The sequence below is a fragment of the Robbsia betulipollinis genome (genome assembly GCF_026624755.1).
Taxonomy (GTDB): Bacteria; Pseudomonadota; Gammaproteobacteria; order Burkholderiales; family Burkholderiaceae; genus Robbsia; species Robbsia betulipollinis.
Genome location: NZ_JAPMXC010000001.1, coordinates 2,176,322 through 2,199,376, shown reverse-complemented (window position 1 = coordinate 2,199,376; position 23,055 = coordinate 2,176,322). Strand labels below are relative to the sequence as shown.

The following is a 23,055-nucleotide window of genomic DNA, read 5'->3' as shown; positions in this document are numbered from 1 at the left end:
CGTCGCCTGGCCAGATCGTCAACCATCTGTGCAGTTCAAACTTGCAATCGATCGCGGGGCAAATATGGGCTTGCGGGTATTGCTGCTGAAAGGCCTTGTCGTCACTGCTGTCGGCGTAATTGGAACCCTTTTTGTCCTGCACAAAAACAGCAGTGTGCAGGCTGACATTCTCATCGATCGGCCGCCCGCCGATGTCTGGAACGTCGTATCGAACAGCATGGCGTATTCCGATTGGAATCCCTTCATTACCCGTGTTGACGGCGACTTCAAGGAAGGAGAGACAATCCGCATCGTGCTGGGCACCGGACCGAATGCGATGGTGTTCAAGCCAACTGTGCTGGTCATTCATCCGGAACAAGACCTTTGCTGGCGTGGAGGTGTATGGATTCGCGGCGTCTTCGACGGTACACATTGCATTCACCTCCTTGCGGTACCTGGTGGTACCCACCTTGAGCAAACGGAGTCTTTTTCGGGATTGCTCGTTGGGTGGTTGACGAAAGACGTAGTTGCGGAGACTCGGCGGAACTTTCAGATGATGAATTCCGCGGTCAAGCAGCGCGCGGAAGCCAGAGCGCCCTGAGCGCCGGCTTATCACGCGACATCCAGCGGTATCGATGGTCGCAATCGCTGGATCGGCCAGGAGCCGTTGCAGTCGTGCCGGTCACAACGCGAATTCGTGTGCATCCGCCTCGAACACAAAAATCCTGACAGTCCCGAGGACGCCGGCAATACGCTTGGCAGACCGGTCAACCCAACCATCCTGACCCGCGAGGATTTCGCCAAGCGGTTGGCAGATCACGAGTCCTTTCTGACAAGGGTACTGGAACAACCGAAGATCTGGATCTTGGGAACCGCCAATGACCTCCCCGCTTGAAAACCTGAGTGGCCCTGGAAAACCTCTGAAAGTCGAGCCGCCGGACGCCAGAGAGTTTGATGGCTTGAAACGCTCAGGACATGCAAGGTTGCGGGATGCCCTCAACTCGTCACTCGCCATCGAAAGCCGTTTCGATCTGGCTTTATAACGCCGCCCATGCTCTGTGTCTCGCGGCGCTGCGGTTACCGTTCCACCAATCGATTCCTTGTATTTCAGCTGCTGCCGCATACCCTCGGCCTTGGCCCGTCAGTCTGGCGCGTTCTGTCGAAGTGTCACGATATTCGCAACGTTGGCGAATAAGAAGGCAATTTGAACATCGATGCTCGGATCGTCCCTGACTTGGTAGCCGCTTGCCAGACAGTAGCCGTCAAAGTCGATGCATTGACGCCCCCGAACACTACCGGAACACGTCATGGCGCGTAAATACATTGAGCCCACTGAAGCCGAGGAAGCGGCGATCAACCGAGGCATCGCAAGCGATCCGGATGCAAGGGAGATACCGGAAGAAGTCATCAAGCGCATGCGGCCGTTTTTTGAACCGATGGCGCAGATAAACGACGACGCGCAATGGGGGGCCGAACTAGACAGCACTTTACCGCCGCCACATCGAACCGCCTTGGAAGAGTTTTTAAAAGACGGGAATGCGCACATTCACCAACCAGAGCGGAGCGCGACCTTGACACCAAAGGAAGCGTCCGATTGAACCGTCGTGGATAGAAAATGAGGAGCGTAAGAGAGCGCCAACCCGGTACGTTTTCTACCTAGAATTTCCGCCAGTCGGGCAAAAAATCTGCTTCCCAAAACAAAAAACCAGCCCGAGGGCTGGTTTTCTATCGGACCTAAGTCCTTGAATCCTGGAGGAAAGGGTGGGATTCGAACCCACGTTACGGCGGAACCGTAAACCAGATTTCGAGTCTGGCGCATTCGACCACTCTGCCACCTTTCCGTCTTGCTGCCTGCTGCTCTCTGCGGGTCGAATCACAGAAGAGACGCGAGTATAAACGAAGGCCCGGAATCTTCCAACTATTTTTTCACCGCGCCCCTGCCCTGTCGTCCTGGCCTTTTATTTGGAAGGCTGCAACGTCTCGATCCCGCCCATATACGGACGCAGCACCTCCGGCACCGTCACCGATCCATCCGCGTTCTGATAATTCTCCAGCACCGCGACCAGCGTGCGCCCCACGGCCAGTCCCGAGCCGTTGAGCGTATGTAGCAGTTCGGTCTTGTTCGCCGCGTTGCGAAAACGGGCCTGCATCCGTCGCGCCTGGAAGGCCTCGGTGTTCGAACAGCTGGAGATCTCGCGATAGGTGTTCTGCGCCGGCAACCAGACCTCCAGATCGAAGGTCTTCGCCGCGGTGAAACCCATGTCGCCGGTGCACAGCAGCATCACGCGATACGGCAGGCCGAGCTTTTGCAGGATGGTCTCGGCATGCCCGACCATCTCGTCGAGCGCCGCGTACGACGTGGCGGGTTCGACGATCTGCACCATTTCGACCTTGTCGAACTGATGCTGGCGGATCATGCCGCGCGTGTCGCGCCCGTACGAGCCGGCTTCGGAGCGAAAGCAGGGCGAGTGCGCGGTCAGCTTGATCGGCAGCGCGGCGAGGTCGACGATGCTCTCGCGCACCGTGTTCGTGAGCGTGATTTCGGAAGTCGAGATCAGATACTGCGGGCTCTTCTGTTCGTCGCCACCGCGCTCGACGCGGAACATGTCGTCGGCGAATTTCGGCAATTGTCCGGTACCGCGCAGCACGTCCTCGTTGACGATATAGGGGGTGTACGTTTCCGAATACCCATGTTCGCCGGTATGCGTGTTCAGCATGAACTGCGCGAGCGCGCGGTGCAACCGGGCGATCTGCCCGCGCAGCACGGTGAAGCGCGCGCCCGCGAGCTTCGCGCCGGCATCGAAATCGAGCCCGAGCGGGCCGCCGACGTCGACATGGTCGCGTACCGTGAAATCGAACGCGCGGGGCGTGCCGACGCGGCGCGTCTCGCGGTTCTGCGTTTCGTCCTGGCCGACCGGCACGTCGGGATGCGGCAGGTTCGGCACATCCATCATCAGTTCGGCGATCTGCGCCTGGATGGCGTCCAGCCGCAGTTCGGATGCCTTCAGCGCGTCGCCGATGCCGCCGACCTCCGCGAGCAGCGCGGTGGCGTCCTCGCCGCTGCGCTTCATCAGACCGATCTGCTTGGACAGGGTGTTGCGCCGCGACTGGAATTCCTCGGTGCGCGTCTGGATCGCGCGACGCTCGGTCTCGATCGCGTTGAAGGCGGCAACGTCGAGCGTGTAGCCCCGGTCGGCCAGACGGCTGGCGACGCCGTCGATGTCTTTGCGAAGCTGTTGGATGTCAAGCATGAGGCGGTTTTGGTGGCGGCGATGGAATCCGAGATTCTAACGCACGCGGGCGCTCAGCACCGCCTTCGTCTGTTCGCGGACGGTGTGCTTGAGCAACCGTACCCTCTCCGCGTCGATATCTGTCCAGCCCAGCACCGCCAGCGTCGCGGGACGCGCGAAATGAAAGACCAGGGCCTGACCGAACAGCATCATGGCCCGCAACTTCAGTTCCGGATCATCGGCCGCGCCGCCGCTCAGCCGCGCGAGGATCGCGGTGCCCGCCTGATTGATCCGCAGGCCGGGTTTCTGCGGCAGTGTTTCCAGGACACCCCCCGGCCCATGGCCGCTTTGCTCGCGGGCCATGAAGAGATGCTTGAAGAGGTGCTGCCCGCGCCGGTCCCCGGATCCCGAACCCAGCAAGTGCTCGATGATCGCGTCCTGCAGCAGACAGAACAGCTCGACCGCCGCGTCACCCTGCGCGCCGTCTTCCAGGGACTGCGTGACGTGACTGATCACGGGATCGAAACGTGCCGACGATTCGGTGACGAGATGCTCGACGCACGCGCGATAGAGCCCCTCCTTGTTCTCGAAGTAGTACTGGAGCGCGGGTGGGTTGACCTCGGCGCGCTGCGCGATCTCGCGTGTGGTGGCGGCATCGAATCCCCGCTCGCCGAACACGCCGATCGCGGCGTCGATGATGCGTTGGCGGGTTTCCCCGCCGCGCGCGTAACCCCCGCCCGCGGGATGCCGCAGACGCTTGTCCTCTGTCATTCAAATCCTCTGTTGCCAAATCGACACTAGAAATATATCGCTTGATATAACTATACCATTCGGCATAATTATATCCATTGGAATATATTTTGGGGAGCCCGCCGTGGCGACTAGCATGAATCCGGCATCGTCCGGCCAGGAAGCGAGCCTGCAGCCCCGTCCCGCGGCCGCAACCGACGCGCGGCTGGACGCGAACCCGACGCAACAGGCCGCCGGGACGACAGGCGCCGCGACACGCAAGTCGCCCGATGCCGGTCAGGAAAAGAAGAAGCCGCAGGCCACACCGCAGCAGAAACGCCGCCGCCTCGTCATCTGGCTGCTGATCGGCGCGGTGGTGTTGATCGCCGGCCTGGTCTGGCTGTTTCACTGGTGGACGGTGGGCCGCTTCATCGAAAACACCGACGACGCCTATTTGCGCGCGGACAGCGTGGCGATCGCGCCGAAGATCTCGGGTTATGTGCTGGATGTTTATGTCGGCGACAATCAAACGGTGAAGGCCGGCCAGCCGCTGGTGAAACTCGATGCGCGCCAGTATCAGGCGACACTGGACCAGTCGCAGGCGACGATCGATGCGCGCCGCGCCGACATCACGCGCGCGCTGGCGGATATCAAACAGCAGCACGCGACGATCGATCAGGCGAAGGCGCAGGCCGACGCGGCGCGCATCAGCGCGGACCACGCGGCGCGGGAATACGATCGCTACGCGCCGTTGGCGGCCACCGGCGCGGAAACCGGCGAGAAGGTGTCGGACCTGCGCAGCACCCGTGACCAGGCGCGCGCCACCTACGCGGCGAATCTGGCGTCGGTGCGGGCCGCGACCGCGCAGATCGCGACGATCAATGCGCAGATCGCGCAGGCGCGCGCCCAGCTCGAGGCGGGCGAAGCAAGCGCGCGCGCATCGCATCTCGATGTCAACGACGCGGTGGTCGTTGCCGCGCGCGACGGGCGGGTGGGCGACCGCACCGTGCGCGTCGGCCAGTATGTACAGCCGGGCACCCGGATGATGACGCTGGTGCCGGTACAGAAAATCTACCTCGTCGCCAATTTCAAGGAAACGCAGATCGGCCGGATGCGGATCGGTCAGTCCGCGACCCTGCACCTCGACGCCCTGCCCGATCAGGACCTGCATGGCGTGGTCGAGAGTTTCGCGCCGGGCACCGGGTCGGAATTCGCGCTGCTGCCGCCGGAGAACGCGACGGGTAATTTCACGAAGATCGTGCAGCGGGTGCCGGTGCGCATTCGCGTCGACGCCGATGCGCAGACGCGCAACATGCTGCTGCCGGGCATGTCGGTGACGGTGGATGTCGATACGCGCGGCGCGAGCGACAGCACGACGGGCACGCACGAGGCGCGCAACGGCGGCGCGGCGTCGGAGCCGAACTCGCAGCCGGCTTCGGCATCGATGGGCCAGCCCGCGTCCCGGTCGAGTGGGTCGCCTGACGCGCAAGCTCCGGGATCCTCCGCCACCGAGCCGACGCATGGCTGATTCCCAGGCCACGAGCGCCGTGCCGGAAGACGAGCGGCGCGCCAGCACCAGCGACTGGATCGCGGTGGTCGCGGGCGCGCTCGGCGCGCTCATGGCCACGCTCGACATCTCGATCACCAACTCGGCCCTGCCCCAGATCCAGGGCGAGATCGGCGCGACCGGCAGCGAGGGCACCTGGATCTCGACGGGCTACCTGATGTCGGAAATCGTCATGATTCCGCTCGCCGCGTGGCTCACGCGCGTCTTCGGCCTGCGCAACTTCCTGGTCAGCACCGCCGTGCTCTTCACGGTGTTCTCGGTGCTGTGCGGCCTGTCCCACAACCTGCCGGAGATCATCGCCGGACGCATCGGCCAGGGTTTCACGGGCGGCGCGATGATCCCCACCGCGCAGACCATCATCCGCATGCGCCTGCCGCGCAAGCAGCTTCCGGTGGGCATGTCGATCTTCGGCCTGATCGTGCTGATCGGCCCCCTGCTCGGCCCGGTGGTGGGCGGCTGGCTGGCGGAGAACATCAGCTGGACCTGGTGCTTCTTCATCAACCTGCCGGTGTGCGCGGCGCTCGTGGTCCTGCTGCTCGCCGGACTCGACGCGGAGAAACCGCAGTGGGCGACCTTCATCAAGGCGGACTGGCTGGGCATCGTCGGGCTGGCGGTGGGTCTGAGTTCCCTGACCGTGGTGCTCGAGGAAGGCCAGCGCAACCGCTGGTTCGAGTCCAGCATGATCGTGTGGCTCACCGTGCTGACGGCCGTCGGCATGATCCTGATCGCCATCTCCCAGTTCGTCGCGAAAAAACCGATGCTGCGGCTCTCGCTGCTGCGCAACGCCCGTTACGCGAGCGTGATCTTCATCGTCTTCGCGGTGGGCATGGGACTGTACTGCATCTCGTATCTGCTGCCGCAGTTTCTCAGCAATATCGCGGGCTACAACGCCGAGCAGTCGGGTTTTGTGCTGCTGCTATCGGGCGTGCCGGCCTTTTTGATGATGCCGCTCCTGCCACGTCTGCTGGGCACGGTCGACGCGCGCGTCATGGTGATCGCCGGTCTGGTGCTGTTCGGCATGAGCTGCATGCTCGATACGAGCATGACCGCGCAAAGCGTCGGACACAATTTTCTCTGGTCGCAACTGATGCGCGGCGTCGGTCAGATGCTGGCGATGCTGCCGCTGAACCAGGCATCGATGGCCGCCGTGTCCACCGAGGAAGCGGGCGATGCGTCGGGCCTGTACAACATGGCGCGCAACCTCGGCGGCTCGGTGGGTCTGGCGCTGGTCGGCATTTTCCTCGACCGGCGCACGACGCTGCACGACGACAATCTGCGCGAGGCGGTCACCGCGAACGGAATCCTCGCCAACGAGCGTATCGCCAACAGTACCGCCAGCTTCATGGCGCAGGGCAGCGACGCCACCCACGCCCACATGCAGGCGCTCGGCCAGCTCGCCCAGCAGATTCACGTGCAGGCGCTGGTCATCACCTACTCGCAAACCTTCTACCTGCTGGGCATGGCCTTGCTGGTCTGCATTCCGCTCGCGCTGCTGCTGAAGTCGCCCAAGCCTGGCGGCCCTGCCCCCGTCTCGTCGGGACATTGATCGGACACCATGATGTCGAATCTCCTTACTGTATCCTCCGACTCCCGCGTGCGTGGCCTGTCACGTCATCTACCGCGCCTGTCGGTCTGCGGCATGGTGCTGGCCCTGAGCGCCTGCACCCTGGGGCCCAACTATCACGACGCGCCGCCTACCGCGCAGAACACCCTGCACGCGGGCGTCTTCGCGCGCACGCCGGAACAGGGCGTATCGACCGCACCGGGCGTCGCGCGCTGGTGGACGGAACTGGGCGACCCCGAGCTCGACAGCCTGATCGAGACGGCGCTGGCGAACAATCCGGATATCCGGGCGGCGGAAGCGCGTCTGCGGGCGTCGCGCGCATCGTTGACCAAGGCGCAGGACAATGCGCTGCCGAAGGTGGCGGCCAACGCCGCGGCGCTGCGCACGCAACGGCCCTCGGAACTGGATACGCTCGGCAGCGGACCCCTGAAGCTTTATACGGCGGGTTTCGACGCGACCTGGGAAATCGATCTCTTCGGCGGTACCCGCCGGGCGATCGAGGCGGCCGGCGCGCAGGCGCAGTCGGTCGAGGCGAACCTCGCCGATACGCACGTGTCGCTCGCCGCGGAGATCGCGCAAGCCTATGTGGAACTGCGCGCGCAGCAGCAACGCGCGGTGATCGCGCATCAATCGGCCGAATACGAAGAGCAGATCCTCACGCTCACGCAACAGCGCCGCGCGCGCGGCACGGCAAGCGACGCCGACGTCGAACGCTCGCGCACGCAGGTGGGCACGACCCGCGCGTCACTCACGCCGATCGATGCCGACGTCGGCGAATCGCTGGACCGCCTGGCGGTGCTCTGCGGACTCGAACCCGGCGCGCTCGACGCACGGTTGAGCAAGGCCGGCCCGCTGCCGACCCTGCCGGCCACCGTGGCGATCGGGGATCCTGCGGCGTTGTTGAAACGCCGCCCGGACATCCGCGCCGCCGAACGCAAACTGGCGTCCTCGACGGCGCAGATCGGCGAGAACGAAGCCGATTATTTTCCGAAACTGACGCTGCTGGGCGACCTGGGCTTCAGCGCGTCCACGCCGGGCGGCCTGTTTCGCCGCAGCAATTCTTCATGGATCGGCGTGCCCTACCTGAGCTGGAATGTGTTCGACTTCGGCCGCACGCGTGCCGCGGTGCGCAACGCCGAAGCGCAGCGCGACGAGGCGGTGGCGAACTACCAGGGCACGGTGCTGGGCGCGCTGCGCGACGCGGACACCGCGCTGTCGCACTATGGTCACCAGCGCGACAATGTCGCGCAGCTGCGCGACGTGGAGGCCTCGGCCGACCGCTCGGCGGCGCTGATGAACCAGCGTTATCGCGCGGGTGCGTCGAGCATGATCGACTGGCTGGATACCGAGCGCACGCGCCTTTCCGCGCAACAGAACACATTGAACGGTCAGGCGCAGCTGGTGGAGGATTTCGTGTCGATCCAGAAGAGTCTGGGTCTGGGATGGGAGGCGGCGAGCAAGTAGGCGGCAAGCGCGGTCGCAGCCGCGCAGCAGCGCTGGCGCGCGGACCGTCGACATCGACGGCGTCAGTCGCCCTTGCCTTCCCCGCGCCGCGCCTTGCGGTCCAGCCCGCGCAGCCATTCGAGCTTTTCCGCGATCTTCGCTTCGAGGCCGCGCGGTACCGGCCGGTACCAGCCCGGCTCGCCGATGCCGTCTGGCAGATAGGTCTCGCCGGCCGCATACGCGTCGGGTTCGTCGTGCGCGTAGCGGTACGCGTGCCCGTAGCCCAGTTCCTTCATCAGTTTGGTCGGCGCGTTGCGCAGATGCACCGGCACCTCGCGCGACTTGTCCTGGCGCACGAAGGCCATCGCCCGGTTGAACGCGTTGTAGCCGGCATTGCTCTTCGCGGCGCTGGCCAGATAGATCACCGCCTGCCCGAGCGCCAGTTCGCCCTCCGGCGAGCCAAGCCGTTCGTAGGTTTCGGCGGCATCGTTGGCGATCTGCAGCGCGCGCGGGTCGGCCAGGCCGATATCCTCCCAGGCCATGCGCACGATACGGCGCGCCAGGTATTTGGGATCCGCGCCGCCGTCGAGCATCCGGCACAGCCAGTAGAGCGCGCCGTCCGGGCTCGATCCCCGCACCGATTTGTGCAGCGCGGAGATCTGGTCGTAGAAGTTGTCGCCGCCCTTGTCGAAGCGCCGCGCGTTCAGCGTCAGCGCGTTGCCGATGAATTCCGCGTCGATCGCATCGACCCCCGACGCCTGCGCCGCGGTCTGCGTCTGCTCGAGCAGGTTGAGGAAACGCCGCGCGTCGCCATCGGCATAGCCGACCAGCGTGTCCACCGCCTTGTCGTCGAACGTCAGCCCGGCGAGCGCGCCCTTCCCATTCGACGGCGCCTCCGACTGCGCATCAGACGGTGCGCCGGCCTGCGCGCGCTGCAGCAGCAGACGCATCTCGTCGTCGCTCAGCGACTTGAGCACATACACCTGGGCGCGCGAGAGCAGCGCCGAGTTCACTTCGAAACTCGGGTTCTCGGTGGTCGCGCCGATGAAGGTGACCAGTCCCGATTCGACGAAAGGCAGCAACGCGTCCTGCTGCCCCTTGTTGAAACGGTGAATCTCGTCGACGAACAGGATGGTGTGCCGGCCGCTCTGGTCCAGCGTCTGGCGCGCGCGCTCCATCGATTCGCGGATGTCCTTGACGCCCGAGAGCACCGCCGACAAGGCGATGAACTCGCACTGGAACGCGTGGGCGGTAAGCCGCGCGATGGTGGTCTTGCCCACTCCGGGCGGCCCCCACAGGATCATCGAATGCGGCTTGCCCGACTCGAAGGCGAGCCGCAACGGCTTGCCCTCGCCCAGCAGATGACTCTGGCCGATGACGTCGTCGAGCGTGGCGGGGCGCAGCGCTTCCGCGAGGGGGCGCCGCGGTTCATTCGTGAATAGATCCGGCATCGCGTGCCCGCGGGAAAGAAAACGACCAGGAGACAGGGAAAAAGAACTGGCGCGCAGCGCGCGGGGAGCGAATCACCCCTTGATCACGTCCGCCCCTTTGGGCACCACGAACTTGAAGCGGTCCGCCGTCGCCGCCGGGTTCTTCTGGATGTTCTGGAACGACAGCAGCGTCACATTGCCGAAGACATCGTACAGTTCCATCGAATCGAGGTTGCCGGCCTTGAAGCCCACGCCGATGCGCTTGAACTGCGTGTCCTGCGCCTTGGGCACCAGTTCCACCCAGTCGACGCCCTCCTTCGTACCGCCGTCCTTGACGGTGAAGTTCTTGTCGAGATCATTGCTGCCGAACAGGATCGCCGCCGGGCTCGCGCCCAGCGCATTGCCCAGCGGGCGCTCGGTGACCTGGTTCAGATCCTTGTCATAGACATAGAGCGTCTGCCCGTCCGCCTGCAACAATTGCTGGTAGGGCTTCTGGTACAGCCAGACGAACTTGCCGGGGCGCGCGAACGCGAATGTGCCGCTCGACGTTCCCGTGGGCTCCAGCGCGCCGACCTGGCCCTTCACCGGCTTCATCTGCCGTTGGGAAAAATCCCCGCTCGCCGATTTGACCTGCGAGACGAACTGGTGCATCTCGTCCAGCCCCCCCGCGAACGCCTGCGACGCGGCACCCGCCGACAACGCCAGGGCCAACAGGCACTTCCGCATGAACTTCAACTTCATCGTGCATTACTCCGTGTCGCGATGGGGAACCAGGATCTCGCGATTGCCGTTCGAGCCCATCGGCGAGACCATTCCCGAATTTTCCATTTGTTCCAGCAGGCGCGCCGCGCGGTTATAGCCGATACGCAGATGCCGCTGCACCAGCGAAATCGACGCGCGCCGGTTCTTGACGACGATCTCCACCGCCTGATCGTACAGCGGATCGCTCTCGCCGGCCGCGCCGCCGCCCATGCCTTCGCCTTCGGCGCCTTCGGCCACGCCGCCTTCCAGGATACCGTCGATGTAGTTCGGCTCGCCCTGCGCGCGCAGGTTCTCGACGACGCGGTGCACTTCGTCATCCGAGACGAAGGCACCGTGCACCCGTACCGGCACGCCCGAACCCGGCGGCAGATACAGCATGTCGCCCATGCCGAGCAGGGTATCGGCGCCCTGCTGGTCGAGGATCGTGCGCGAGTCGATCTTCGACGACACCTGAAAGGCCATGCGCGTGGGTACGTTCGCCTTGATCAGTCCCGTGATGACGTCGACCGACGGGCGCTGCGTGGCGAGAATCAGGTGAATGCCGGCGGCGCGCGCCTTCTGCGCGATGCGCGCGATGAGTTCCTCGACCTTCTTGCCGACCACCATCATCAGGTCGGCCAGTTCGTCGATGACGACGACGATCGCCGGCAGGTGATGCAGCGGCTCGGGCGCCTCCGGCGTCAGCGAGAACGGGTTCGGCAGCTTCTCGCCACGCGCGTCGGCCTCGGCGATCTTCGCGTTGTAGCCGGCAAGGTTGCGCACGCCGAGCTTGCTCAGCAATTTGTAGCGGCGCTCCATCTCCGCGACGGTCCAGTTCAGCGCATGACCGGCCTGGCTCATGTCCGTGACCACCGGGCAGAGCAGGTGCGGAATGCCTTCATAGGTGCTCATTTCGAGCATTTTCGGATCGATCAGGATCATGCGCACCTGGTCCGCGCTGGCCTTGTACAGCAGCGACAGGATCATGGCGTTGATGCCCACCGATTTTCCCGAACCCGTGGTGCCGGCCACCAGCAGGTGCGGCATCTTCGCAAGATCCGCGACCACCGGCTGGCCGCCGATGTCCTTGCCGAGTCCCATCGTCAGCGGCGACGCGGCCTGCGTGTAGACGTCGGCGCCGAGGATCTCGGACAGCCGCACCGTCTGCCGGCGCGCGTTCGGCAGTTCGAGGGCCATGTAGTTCTTGCCCGGAATCGTCTCGACGACGCGGATCGACACGAGCGACAGCGCGCGCGCGAGGTCCTTCGCCAGGTTGACGATCTGGCTGCCCTTGACGCCCGTCGCCGGCTCGATCTCGTAGCGGGTAACGACCGGCCCCGGGTACGCCGCCACGACGCTGGCTTCCACGCCGAAATCCTTCAGCTTCTTCTCGATCAGGCGCGACGTGTATTCGAGGGTCTCGTCGGAGACGGTCTCGACGAGCTGCGGCGGCGGGTCCAGCAGACCGAGCGCCGGCAAGCTGCCTTCGCCTGGCGCGTCGGGGAACAGATGCGCCTGCCGCTCGCCTGCTGTGAGCGCCTCCGCCGGCGTGCCGGCTGCGGCCGCTGCGCCGCTCACGCCGTTGCCGGCGCGCGTGCCGGCTGCGGCCGCGGTACCGACCGCCGCGATACCGGCCGCCGCAGCCCCGGCATCGACGCGAGATGTCGCCGGGGCCGGGCGTTCGATCGTCACCGGATGCGCTACCGGTTCGGTGCGCTCGAACGCGGCGCCGCGCTCCGCCGTGCCCGCGGGCCGTCCGGACGCCGGCTGCCCGGATGCCGGCTGCCCGGACGCTTGCTCCTCCGTCCGGGCGCGGCTGCGCTCGACCTTGTCCTCGCGCCGTACGGCCGCGGCCTCGCCCGCCTTGCGGTCGCGCTCGGCCTCGTGGCGCAGACGCGCCAGCGTGACGCCGGAAATGATCGCCCCGCCCACCCGCTCGCACACGTCGAGCCAGGAGAACTGGAAGAACAGCGACAGGCCGATCGCCAGCGACAGCATCAACGCCAGCGTGCCGCCGGTGAAACCGAGCGCGCCGCCGACCCCTCGCGCCACCAGATCGCCGAGCACACCGCCCGGTGCGAGCGGCAACGGGATCTTCAGCGACCACATGCGCATCGATTCCAGCCCGACGCTGGAGACGACGACGAGCGCGAACGAAAGACATTCGGCGATGACCCCGGCCCGATGCCGGGCCGCGGGCGCGTCTCCGCCGGGCAGCGCGTGACCGCTTATCCGATGGTAGTTCGCCGCGACGTGACGGGCGACGAACAGCAGCAGCCAGTACGCGGAGACGCCGAACAGCAGAAGCAGCATGTCGGATACCCGCGCGCCGGTCAACCCGCCCCAGTTGGCGATGCGGTCGACCTGCGCGGAATGGGTCCAGGCGGGATCGTGCCGGTCATAGCTGATCAGCGACAGCAACAGGAAGATCGAGATCGCGACCTGGACGAGCCAGCGGATTTCGGTGAAAAGCCGCGACATGCGGTGCGGCAATGCCGGTGCAGCGGGTGAAAATGTGGTTTTCGCCATTGTCCAATCGTGCTGACGGTGGAAACCGGTTTCCGGGCGAGGGACGACATGGCGGCGTGGCGAAGACATGTCGCGAAGCGCATCGCCGTGACGCGCCCCAGGGCGCCCGGATCGCGGTCACCGGTCGGAGGCGACGCCGGCACGCGCGGGCCCGGCGTCCGAGTAGTCGATCCGGCATTCTAAACCGCGCGGCGGGGTTTGGGTCCGCCCGGGGCCGCAGAAAGACCGCCCGGGGGGCCGGTTTTGTAACATATTGTCGACTTCCGGACGGCGCGCCGCCGACGTATGTTGCAAAGCGGCACGGCGCGCCCCGTGCAAAACGCGGCGCGACGCCCGCGGGTATCATAGCGGGTGTCGCGAGCGCCGGGCGTTCGACGCCGCACGGCAGGCGCATATGCACTCAATGGGATAATGTCATGTCGGAAAAGAAACACGCGAAGGTTCTCATCCTCGGTTCCGGCCCCGCCGGCTACACCGCCGCCGTCTACGCCGCACGCGCCAATCTGTCGCCGCTGCTGGTGACCGGCATGGCGCAGGGCGGCCAGTTGATGACCACCACCGAGGTCGAGAACTGGCCCGCCGATCAGAACGGTGTCCAGGGACCGGAACTGATGCAGCGTTTCCTCGAACACGCGGAGCGCTTCAATACCGAGATCGTTTTCGATCACATCCATACGGCGAAACTCGACGAGCGACCGTTCCGCCTGATCGGCGATTCGGGCGAATACACCGCCGACACGCTGATCATCGCGACCGGCGCCTCGGCGCAGTACCTGGGACTGGAATCGGAAACCGCCTTCATGGGCAAGGGCGTGTCCGCCTGTGCGACCTGCGACGGCTTCTTCTACAAGAATCAGGACGTCGCGGTGATCGGCGGCGGCAATACGGCCGTCGAGGAAGCGCTCTATCTAACCGGCATCGCACGCAAGGTGACCGTGATCCATCGCCGCGACAAGTTCCGCGCCGAGCCGATCCTGGTCGACCGCCTGATGCAGAAGCAACGCGAAGGCAAGGTCGAGATCCTGTTCGATCACACGCTCGAGGAAGTTCTGGGCGATGCGTCCGGCGTGAGCGGGCTGCGGGTACGCCAGCAGGGCGGCACCAGCACCGATCTCGCCGTGCAGGGCCTGTTCGTCGCGATCGGCCACAAGCCGAATACCGACCTCTTCGTCGATCAGCTGACGATGGAAAACGGTTATATCGTCACCGGCAAGAACACGCGCAACTACTTCACCGCCACCAGCGTGCGCGGCGTGTTCGCGGCGGGCGACGTGCAGGACCACGTGTACCGCCAGGCGGTGACCAGCGCCGGCACCGGCTGCATGGCGGCGCTGGATGCGCAGCGCTTCCTCGAAGACCCGGAAGCGACCGAAAGCCTGCAGGCCTGGTAAACCGTCCGTTCCCGGCGACGGGGGGCACGCCGCTCCCCCGCCGCCGGGACGACCGCTCCTCGCCGGTCCCTGCTGGTTTTCCGCTCCCGCATGTCCAAAAAACCCGTCGCCCTCAGCCGTATCCTCCCGCGCCCCGGCGCCCCCGACGCGGCGCGGGCGGGCCCGGACACGTTCGCGGACCTCTCGGGCTTCCGCCGTGCGCTGGCGGACCAGGCACAGGAACGCGAGCGTCTGCTGCGCGAGGCGGCGCAACGGGCGGCCGCCGCCGCCGCCGATGTCGACCTGTTTCGACGCACGGTCGGCGCGATCATCCCGATGGCCGCGCCGAACCGGGCATCGACGCCGGTGCCACGCCCCCTGCCCCTGCCCCTGATGACGCGTCTCGACGAGCGCGAGGTCATGCGCGAAGCCCTGTCCGATGCCTACGATCCGGACGCGATGCTGGAGATCGACGACACGCTGTCGTTCAAGCGGGACGGCGTCGCCCGCGACGTGGTGCGCAAGCTGCGCCGCGGCACGTGGGTCGTGCAGGCGCAGATCGACCTGCACGGCCTGCGCTCCGACGAAGCGCGCGAGGCGATGTCGGGCTTCATCCGCGACACCGCGAAACGGGGTCTGCGCTGCGTGCGCGTCATCCACGGCAAGGGGTTGGGATCGGTCAACCGCGAACCTGTGTTGAAGGGCAAGGTACGCGCCTGGCTCGCGCAGAAGAACGAGGTCATGGCGTTTTGCGAGGCGCGGGACCAGGACGGCGGCGCGGGCGCGGTGGTCGTCCTGCTGCAGGCGCAGCGGCACTCCTGAAAACCGTCCCGGGCAGCGTATTGGAGAGCGTGCGCAGCGCCGGCGTCCGTACCGTCCTTTACACCGCTTCCTCGTTTTCCTCGCCGGTCCGTATGCGCCGGGCATGCTCGACGTTCGCGACGAAGATCTTGCCGTCGCCGATCTTGCCGGTGCGCGCCGCCGCGACGATCGCCTCGATCACCGCCTCGGCCTGATCGTCGGCCACCACCACCTCGATCTTGTTCTTCGGCAGGAAATCGACGACGTACTCGGCGCCGCGGTACAGCTCGGTATGGCCTTTCTGCCTGCCGAACCCCTTGACCTCGGTGACGGTCAGACCCGTCACGCCGACGCTGCCGAGCGCCTCGCGCACCTCGTCGAGCTTGAACGGTTTGATGATGGCGGTAATCTGTTTCATGCTGTCCTCACGAAGCGGTGCCGGGCCAGACCGTACGCGGATGCGGGGCCGGGCTTGCGGGCGTGTTCAGAACGGTCCGGCGCGGCGTCGGGACGCATTCGGCCGCATCACGACTTGACGCGATCCACATAGCGCGACGTCACCGGGTAGCGCCAGTCGCGCCCGAAAGCGCGCGGGGTGACCCGCACACCGATCGGCGCCTGCCGGCGCTTGTACTCGTTGATCTTGATCAACCGCGTGATCCGGTCGACATCCTCGGGCGCGTAGCCCGCGGCGACGATCTCCGCCGGCGAACGGTCCTCTTCCATATACATCTGCATGATGGCGTCGAGCGTGTCGTACGGCGGCAGACTGTCCTGATCGGTCTGATTCTCGCGCAATTCGGCCGAGGGCGCCCGTGTCAAAATTCTTTCCGGGATGATGTCGCGCGGGCCGTGGATGTCGGTGCCGTTGCGATAGCGGCACAAGCGGTAGACGAGCGTCTTGGCGATGTCCTTGATCACCGCGAAACCGCCCGCCATGTCGCCGTACAGCGTGCAGTACCCCACCGCCATCTCGCTCTTGTTGCCCGTGGTCAGCACGATCGAACCGAACTTGTTCGATAGCGCCATGAGCAGCGTGCCGCGAATGCGCGCCTGGATGTTCTCCTCGGTCGCATCCTCGGCGCGGCCGGCGAATTCCGGCGCGAGGGCGGCGCCGAACGCCTCGAACATCGGCGCGATCTCGACGATGTCGTAGCGCACCCCCACGCGCGCGGCCATGTCCTGCGCATCGGTCAGCGAGATATCGGCCGTGTAGCGCGAGGGCATCATCACGGTGCGCACCCGGTCCGCGCCAAGTGCGTCGCAGGCGATCGCCAGCACCAGCGCCGAATCGACGCCACCCGACAAACCGATGATCGCGCCCGGAAAGCCGTTCTTGCCGATATAGTCGCGCACGCCCAGCACCAGGGCCCGGTAGACCTGCGCTTCCGGCGACTCGCGTCGCGCCAGCGTCGTGCCGGGGGCCGCGCGCGGCGTCGCGCTCCGCCCCGCGTCGAACTCGACCACGCCAACCTGCTCGACGAACTGCGGCAGATGCGCGACCTGCTCGCCATGACCGTCGAGGACGAAGGAACCGCCGTCGAACACCAGTTCGTCCTGGCCGCCGACGGCGTTGACGAACACCACCGGCAAGCCGGTTTCGCGGATGCGATTGCGCACGATACCCAGGCGCACGTCGCCTTTTTCCACGTGATACGGCGACGCGTTCGGCACGAGCAGCACCTGGGCGCCCGCGGCTTTTGCGAGCAGCGCGGCGCTGCGGTGCCACACGTCCTCGCAGATGATCACGCCGAAACGCATGCCGTCGAGGTCGAACACGAACGGCGTCGGGTCCGAGGCGAAATACCGCTTCTCGTCGAACACCTCGCCATTGGGCAGTTCCTGCTTCAGATAGGTGCCGACGATCGCACCGTTCGCGATCACCGACGCGGCATTGAACGTCTCGCGCGGCGGCAGCGCCCGGTCCAGCGGCGCGTTTGCGTCGTCATTGCGGCGGTACGGATGTCCGACGATGACGTGCAGGCCGGCGAACGGTTGCAAGGCCTCGCACAGCGCCGTCAGCGCGCGGGCGGAGGCGGCGAAGAAAGCGGGCCGCAGCAGCAGGTCCTCCGGTGGATAGCCGGACAGTGCCAGCTCCGGGGCGACCATGATGCGGGCGCCCAGCGCGTGGGCTTCGGCCGCCGCGGCGACGAGCCGCTGCGAATTGCCGGCGAAGTCGCCGACCGTCGTGTTGATTTGCGCGAGCGCGATTCGGATGGTCATGGCTTCGAACGGAGTGCAGCGCGGAGATGCGCCATGGGAAGGATGACGGATTCCAGGCAATTATCGCATGCGCGGCTGGCAGCGCGTGGCTGGCAGCGCGCGAACCGCAGCGCGTGGCCCCGGCCGCTGGCGATGCGCGACGCTCAGGCTTCGGCAGGCGGGCCGCCCGCTTTCTTGAACGGGGTATGCGCTTCCAGCTCCTCGATGTGCCGGTCCATCGCGGAGGTCTCCGCGTCCAGGAACTCGCCGATCGCGTTCGCGAAGCGCGCGTCGGCAATCCAGTGCGCGGACCAGGTCGGTGTGGGCAGCAGGCCGCGCGACATCTTGTGCACCCCCTGCGCGCCGCCTTCGAACGACGTCAGCCCATGCGCGATGCAGTAGTCGATTCCTTGCATATAGCAGGTTTCGAAATGCAGTCCCGAGACGAATTCCCGCGTGCCCCAGTAGCGCCCGTACATGACGTCGCCGCCGATCACGTCGAGTGCGCACGCGATGTTCTGCCCGTCGCGTTCGGCAATCACCAGCAGGATGCTGTCCGGCTGATGGTCGTGCAGCCGCTGGAAAAATGCGCGGCTCAGATAGGGCGGATTCCAGTGCTCGGCATAGGTATTTTCATAGCAGCCGTAGAAGAAATCGAGCGCATCCGCGTCGACCTCGGCGCCGCGCAGGTGACGGAACGTGATGCCGGCGTCCCGGACATGCCGGCGGTCCTGTTTGACCTTCTTGCGCTTTTGCTGGTTCATCGTCGCCAGGAAGGCGTCGAAGCTCGCGTAGCCGTCGTTTTGCCAGTGGAACTGGACGCCTTCGCGCAGCATGTAACCCGCCTCGCTCATCGCCGCGATGTCCTGCTCCGTGGGAAACAGCACATGCAGCGAGGAGACCTCCAGCTGCCGCGCGAGCTGGATCGCCGCGCGCGCGAGCAGCACCCGGTCGTCGTGCTCGGCGGCGAGCAGGCGCGGCCCGGTCACCGGGGTGAACGGCACGGCGCCGAGCAGCTTCGGGTAGTAGTCGATGCCGTGCCGCTGAAAGGCGTCGGCCCAGCTGTGGTCGAAGACGTATTCGCCGCGCGAATGGGATTTGAGGTACAGCGGCATTGCGCCGGCCAGCACGCCGTCGCGACGCATCAGCAGATAATGGGGCCGCCAGCCGGTTTTCGCCGCGGCGCAGCCCGTGGCGTGCAGCGCCGCGAGAAAGGCATGCTGGACGAACGGGTTCTGCCCGGCCAGGGCGTTCCATTGGGCGGCATCGACGTCGGCGATGGAATCGACTACATGGATCTCGGTATCGCTCACGGCACCTCGGATGGGCAGGGGGGAGCGTCGCGCTGGGCGACAGGTCTTACGTCCATTCTGCCGCAAGTGGCGCCGTGCCGCCGGCGCCCGCTTACTTGCCGAAGGCCGCGACGCCGTCGGTGATTTCCTTTTGCGCGGCTTCGATGCCCTGCCAGCCTTCGACCTTGACCCACTTGCCCTTCTCGAGCGCCTTGTAGTTCTCGAAGAAATGCTTGATCTGGTCCTTCAGGTCCGCCGGCACGTCGTCGATCGACTTGATGTGCGCGGTGGCCGGGCAGATCTTGTCGGCGGCCACGGCGATCAGCTTCGCATCGACGCCCGATTCATCGGTCATCTGCAGCATGCCGACGGTGCGCGCGCGCACCACCGAGCCGGCCAGCAGCGGAAACGGCGTGATCACCAGTACGTCGACCGGGTCGCCGTCGCCGGCGAGCGTCTGCGGAATGAAGCCGTAGTTCGCCGGGTAACGCATGCCGGTGCCGATGAAGCGGTCGACGACCAGAAGGCCCAGGTCCTTGTCCGCCTCGTACTTGACCGGGTCGCTCTGCGCCGGGATCTCGATGATGACGTTGAAGTCGTTCGGAATGTCCTTGCCGGCGGGTACGTTATTGAAGCTCATGGTGTTCTCTCGAAAAGTCGTGAAGGGATACGCGACAGGGTGATGCAACAAGGTGGTGCAATGGGGCATGCGCCGCACGGAGGGGTGCGGCGCACCGGTTTCGTCAATTCAGGTTCACCGCCATCGCGCTCGCGCGATAGTGCACATTGGCTTCGTTCAGGTTGCCGAGCGTTTCGTGCATTCGCGCCAGTGCGCGATGGGTGCGGACCTTCAGCGTGTCGTCCTGCGCGAGTCTGAGCGCGGCCTCGAGGAAAGACTGTGCTTTGCCCCACAAGCGTTGCTGCACGCACAGGCGGCCCAGCGCGAAGCACAGATCCGCGTCTTCGGGATGCGCGCCCTGCCAGGTCTCCGCGCGCTGGATCAGCGGTAGCGGGTCCGTGCCGCCGCAGCCACCGAAGCGGCGCACCAGGCGCGCGTCCCACTCGGCCGCCAGCGCGGTCTCGACGATGCGCCTTGCATCGGCCGCCCGGTCGAGCGCGAGCAGCAGCTCCGCGCACAGATCCGCGATCCGCGGCGCGAGCCGCGTCGCTTCGGGCAGAGCCTGCCAACAGCTCGTCAGCGCGTCGCCGTCGTGGCGACGCTCGCGCAGCAGGTGCTCGGCCGCCTGCCGCTCCAGGTGCGCGGCGGTTGCCGGGTGGATCGCCTCGCGCTTGGCCAGCGCCCTGACAAGGCGCAGCACCTCGCCCCAGTTCTGCAACGCCTTGTGCGCGCGCAGGCCGATCTGCTGCGCGCGCAGGCGTTTCGCGCCCTGATCCTCCAGGAGGTTCAACGCCGCGAGGGCCGCTTGCGGATCGTGCGCATCGACCTGCATTTCCGCGAGCGTCATCAGCTTGGCGTCCTGCCATTGCGGCGCGGTGACGCCGTCGAGCCAGGTATCGCGGCGTTCGCTCTCGCGCATGCGGTGCGCGGCGAGCGCGCCGATCAGTCCGGCGCCGTCGCGGTTCTCCGGCAACGTGGCGGCCACGCGCGCGGCTTTCTCGGCGCGCGAGAACCGTCCCGCGTACAGATTGCCGAGTGCATCGCGCAGCGCCGCCTGCGCCTTGCCGGCGCGCGCGCGCGCGCGGTAGCCGGACACGCGCGACGGCATTCGGACGATGCTCCGGAATACGCGGATCAGCACATACGTCAGAACGAAGGCCACGATGATCAGGCCGACCAGCGCATGCAGGGACATGTCAACGCGGTACGGCGCATAGATCAGGATCACATGACCCTGTTCGAAACGCCCCGCCAGCGCGAGGGCGACCGCGAACACGAATAGCGCCGCGATCCAGAGAAGACCCTTGATCGTCATCGGTTCACCCTCGCGACTTGTACTGACGCAGCGCCTGCAGGCTGGCGTCGAGGGTCGGCACCGTCACCTGCTGGGCGGTGCGCTGGATGTCGGCGATCGTGCCGCGCACCACGCCGATGGCGCGGGACGACGAATCGAAATACCGGGCAAGCGCATCGTCGGCCGCGGCAAGATCGGCGCGCAGCGTCTTCTCGTCGCGCGCGAGCAGCGACAGGCGCGCCGACAGCAGCCGCAGCTTGACGTTCTCGCGCAGGTATTGCGCCTGCGCGGGCGCGACGAGCATCGCGTCGGCGCTGCCCGGGTCGATACGGCGCACCTGGATCAGATGCGATGCGCTGGCGCCGAAACCGTGCGAGACACGCAGCCACCACTGCTTCCAGAAAAGCCCCGTCAACGGCGACGCGCGCACGCCCGACGCGGACGCGCCTGGCGTCGCATCACCGGCAGCGGCACCGGCATTCGCCGCGGCGGCCGGCACATCGCCCGTGAGCGGCAGGCTGTCTATCTGGGCGATGGCCTGGTCGAGCCGCAACGCGAGACCCGGCACGTCGATGACCGGCAGCGCCTTGAGCTTGTCGGTGTCGGCGGCGATGGCGCGGCGGATCACCAGGACCTGCGGCCCGTCGGTGCTGGCCAGTTGCGCATCGGCATTTTGCAGCGCGAACAGCGCCAGTTGCACGTTGCCGGTGAGCTGCAATTGCTGATTGGCGGTGGACAGCGTCTGTTCGGCGTCCGTCATCACCCAGTCGTCGCGATTGCGCGCGAGATCCTGGTAGAGCTGTTCGAGCGCCTGCTGCTGCGTTTGCGCATCACCCAGGCGGCCGGACAGCGCAGCCACCTGGCCATCGAGCTGACGCGACGCCGCGAGCGCCTGCTCGCTCTTCGCACGCGTGTCGGCGAGCGCGGCATCGCTGCGCGTCGTGCGCTCGCCCAGCGCGCCGAGCGCCCGTTCGAAACGCTGATTCAACAGATAGGCGCCCGCGAGCGCCGCGCCGACGAGCAGCAGCAGCGCGATCCAGAGCGCGATGGCGTTGAACGGCACGCGGCGCGGCGCGGCCCGGGAAGGACGGGACGAGGCGCCGGCGGCCGTGCTCGTCGACGCACGCGAGCGCTCGCCGAGTATTTCCTTGGCATACGGGTTCGCTCCGCGCTGGGCGTCCGGTTCAGTTCGTGAATCGTTAGCGTCTGTCATGCTCGTCGTGTGCGATAGGGTCGGATGCCGCGAGAATTGCGCGGAGGAGATTGGCGTCGCCGGCGCCAGCGTGCGTTATCGTATCAAAACCCGCCCGGCTCGCCGCGGCGGCGATCCGCGGGTGCGGGACGATCACCCGCGCGTGCTTGAGCGCCGCGTGGCGGGCGTCCCCGCTGCCCGCGAAATGCGCGCGCGCCAGCAGGTCGAGGTTGCGCACGCCTTCGGAACTGCTCAGGACCCAGACATGCGGCAGGTCCTCTTCCAGCAGGCGGCAGATCGGTTGCCACACGGCCGCGCTCGGCGCGGGCACGTGCCGCTCATACGCCGTCACCGCGTGCACGGTCATGCCGGCGTCGCGCAGCGCGTCGGCGAACAGCTCGCGGCCGCCGTCGCCGCGTACGATCAGCGCCTCGCCACCCGCCAGCGCCGGGCGCTCGCCGCTGCGCGCCAGCGCGTCGAGCAGCGCCTCGGAATCGTAACGAATCGCTTCGGCCTGCGCCTGACGACGCTGCGCGTCCGCGTCCGCGTCCGCGTGCATCGCGTCGGGATCGGGTCCGGCTTCCAGCCCGCCCGCCGCCTCGAGCATGGCTGCCGCCTCGAGCGCGCCCGCCGGCGCCAGCAGCCGATGCGTGCCGGGCCGCACGCCGTGCGCGGCCAGCGCCTGCACGCTGCCCGGGCCCACCGCCGCGATCAGCACGCCCCGGCCCGGCCCGGGACCCGGTTTCCGTTTCCGATCACGGTCCTGGTCCCCGTTCCGGCCCAGCGCCGCGGCGACGTCGATTCCCAGCGCCGCGCCGCGGGCAAACGCCTGCTCGATGGCGTTGGGCGAGACGAAAAACACCAGCGCGAAGCGCGCCAGCCGGCGCAGCGCGGTATCGAGCGCACCGGGGTCCGCGCTGGCGCGAATCTCGATGAGCGGAAAATCGATGGTCCGGATGCGCGACGGCGCGAGGCGGGCCAGTGCCGCAGCGAGCGGCGCCGATTGCCCGGCCGGACGCGTCAGCACCACGCCCAAAGGCGATCGGCGGGCGGGCGCGCGCTCCGGCATCACG

The 23,055-nt window shown here is 66.6% G+C and carries 20 protein-coding genes and 1 tRNA gene; 8 read left to right on the top strand and 13 right to left on the bottom strand.

Features of this window, described 5'->3' with window-relative positions; all coding sequences use genetic code 11:
- Nucleotides 1-28 precede the first annotated feature (28 nt).
- The 3 genes from OVY01_RS09580 (at nt 29) to OVY01_RS09570 (ending at nt 1,577) form a co-directional block, all read left to right on the top strand.
- Nucleotides 29-580: an SRPBCC domain-containing protein gene (locus OVY01_RS09580; protein ID WP_267847218.1), complete on the top strand. Its 552-nt coding sequence runs from the start codon at nt 29-31 to the stop codon at nt 578-580.
- Nucleotides 581-857: 277 nt separating this feature from the next.
- Nucleotides 858-1,022: a hypothetical protein gene (locus tag OVY01_RS09575; protein ID WP_267847217.1), complete on the top strand. Its 165-nt coding sequence runs from the start codon at nt 858-860 to the stop codon at nt 1,020-1,022.
- A gap of 264 nt (nt 1,023-1,286) precedes the next feature.
- Complete coding sequence (locus tag OVY01_RS09570) at nt 1,287-1,577, top strand: hypothetical protein (protein ID WP_267847216.1); 291 nt, start codon at nt 1,287-1,289, stop codon at nt 1,575-1,577.
- A gap of 152 nt (nt 1,578-1,729) precedes the next feature.
- On the opposite strand, the gene OVY01_RS09565 is transcribed toward OVY01_RS09570, so the two are convergent.
- From OVY01_RS09565 to OVY01_RS09555, 3 genes are all read right to left on the bottom strand, one after another.
- Nucleotides 1,730-1,820: transfer RNA gene (locus OVY01_RS09565), tRNA-Ser, on the bottom strand.
- A 117-nt stretch (nt 1,821-1,937) separates the two neighbouring features.
- Nucleotides 1,938-3,230 carry a serine--tRNA ligase gene (gene serS / locus OVY01_RS09560; protein ID WP_267847215.1) on the bottom strand — a complete coding sequence of 431 codons (1,293 nt, stop codon included), beginning with the start codon at nt 3,228-3,230 and terminating at the stop codon, nt 1,938-1,940.
- A gap of 36 nt (nt 3,231-3,266) precedes the next feature.
- The gene (locus OVY01_RS09555; RefSeq protein WP_267847214.1) at nt 3,267-3,980 is read right to left on the bottom strand and encodes a CerR family C-terminal domain-containing protein; all 714 of its coding nucleotides are present in this window, start codon (nt 3,978-3,980) and stop codon (nt 3,267-3,269) included.
- Nucleotides 3,981-4,083: 103 nt separating this feature from the next.
- Here OVY01_RS09555 and OVY01_RS09550 point away from each other — a divergent pair, with 103 nt between their 5' ends.
- From OVY01_RS09550 to OVY01_RS09540, 3 genes are read left to right on the top strand one after another with little or no spacing between them, the layout of a single operon-like run.
- Nucleotides 4,084-5,466 carry an HlyD family secretion protein gene (locus OVY01_RS09550; protein WP_267847213.1) on the top strand — a complete coding sequence of 461 codons (1,383 nt, stop codon included), beginning with the start codon at nt 4,084-4,086 and terminating at the stop codon, nt 5,464-5,466.
- On the top strand, nt 5,459-7,051 hold the full coding sequence (locus OVY01_RS09545; RefSeq protein ID WP_267847212.1) for an MDR family MFS transporter: 1,593 nt from the start codon (nt 5,459-5,461) through the stop codon (nt 7,049-7,051). Before OVY01_RS09550 ends, OVY01_RS09545 begins: the two co-directional genes overlap by 8 nt.
- A 12-nt stretch (nt 7,052-7,063) precedes the next feature.
- Nucleotides 7,064-8,533, top strand: coding sequence for an efflux transporter outer membrane subunit (locus OVY01_RS09540; RefSeq protein ID WP_432422202.1), 1,470 nt, complete (start codon nt 7,064-7,066; stop codon nt 8,531-8,533).
- Nucleotides 8,534-8,595: 62 nt separating this feature from the next.
- Here OVY01_RS09540 and OVY01_RS09535 read toward each other — a convergent pair whose 3' ends face one another.
- From OVY01_RS09535 to OVY01_RS09525, 3 genes are all read right to left on the bottom strand, one after another.
- Complete coding sequence (locus tag OVY01_RS09535; RefSeq protein WP_267847211.1) at nt 8,596-9,963, bottom strand: replication-associated recombination protein A; 1,368 nt, start codon at nt 9,961-9,963, stop codon at nt 8,596-8,598.
- Between the two features lie 72 nt (nt 9,964-10,035).
- On the bottom strand, nt 10,036-10,683 hold the full coding sequence (gene lolA, locus OVY01_RS09530) for an outer membrane lipoprotein chaperone LolA (protein ID WP_267847210.1): 648 nt from the start codon (nt 10,681-10,683) through the stop codon (nt 10,036-10,038).
- 6 nt (nt 10,684-10,689) lie between these two features.
- Nucleotides 10,690-13,212 carry a DNA translocase FtsK gene (locus OVY01_RS09525; RefSeq protein WP_267847209.1) on the bottom strand — a complete coding sequence of 841 codons (2,523 nt, stop codon included), beginning with the start codon at nt 13,210-13,212 and terminating at the stop codon, nt 10,690-10,692.
- Nucleotides 13,213-13,628: 416 nt separating this feature from the next.
- Between OVY01_RS09525 and trxB the strand changes: the two genes are divergently transcribed.
- Nucleotides 13,629-14,603, top strand: coding sequence for a thioredoxin-disulfide reductase (gene trxB, locus OVY01_RS09520; RefSeq protein WP_267847208.1), 975 nt, complete (start codon nt 13,629-13,631; stop codon nt 14,601-14,603).
- Nucleotides 14,604-14,693: 90 nt separating this feature from the next.
- Nucleotides 14,694-15,404, top strand: coding sequence for a Smr/MutS family protein (locus OVY01_RS09515; protein WP_267847207.1), 711 nt, complete (start codon nt 14,694-14,696; stop codon nt 15,402-15,404).
- Between the two features lie 58 nt (nt 15,405-15,462).
- Here OVY01_RS09515 and OVY01_RS09510 read toward each other — a convergent pair whose 3' ends face one another.
- The 7 genes from OVY01_RS09510 to OVY01_RS09480 form a co-directional block, all read right to left on the bottom strand.
- Entirely contained in the window at nt 15,463-15,801 is a 339-nt protein-coding gene (locus OVY01_RS09510) for a P-II family nitrogen regulator (RefSeq protein WP_267847206.1), read from the bottom strand.
- A gap of 107 nt (nt 15,802-15,908) precedes the next feature.
- Nucleotides 15,909-17,606 (bottom strand): NAD+ synthase, encoded by a 1,698-nt coding sequence (locus OVY01_RS09505; protein WP_267847205.1) that lies wholly within the window; start codon nt 17,604-17,606, stop codon nt 15,909-15,911.
- 143 nt (nt 17,607-17,749) lie between these two features.
- Complete coding sequence (locus tag OVY01_RS09500) at nt 17,750-18,898, bottom strand: GNAT family N-acetyltransferase (protein ID WP_267847204.1); 1,149 nt, start codon at nt 18,896-18,898, stop codon at nt 17,750-17,752.
- A 91-nt stretch (nt 18,899-18,989) separates the two neighbouring features.
- Nucleotides 18,990-19,517 carry an inorganic diphosphatase gene (gene ppa, locus OVY01_RS09495; RefSeq protein WP_267847203.1) on the bottom strand — a complete coding sequence of 176 codons (528 nt, stop codon included), beginning with the start codon at nt 19,515-19,517 and terminating at the stop codon, nt 18,990-18,992.
- A 103-nt stretch (nt 19,518-19,620) separates the two neighbouring features.
- Nucleotides 19,621-20,811 (bottom strand): heme biosynthesis protein HemY, encoded by a 1,191-nt coding sequence (locus OVY01_RS09490; RefSeq protein WP_267847202.1) that lies wholly within the window; start codon nt 20,809-20,811, stop codon nt 19,621-19,623.
- A 4-nt stretch (nt 20,812-20,815) separates the two neighbouring features.
- Nucleotides 20,816-22,003, bottom strand: coding sequence for a uroporphyrinogen-III C-methyltransferase (locus OVY01_RS09485; protein ID WP_267847201.1), 1,188 nt, complete (start codon nt 22,001-22,003; stop codon nt 20,816-20,818).
- Nucleotides 21,990-23,054 (bottom strand): uroporphyrinogen-III synthase, encoded by a 1,065-nt coding sequence (locus OVY01_RS09480; RefSeq protein ID WP_267847730.1) that lies wholly within the window; start codon nt 23,052-23,054, stop codon nt 21,990-21,992. Before OVY01_RS09480 ends, OVY01_RS09485 begins: the two co-directional genes overlap by 14 nt.
- Between the last annotated feature and the right edge of the window lies 1 nt (nt 23,055).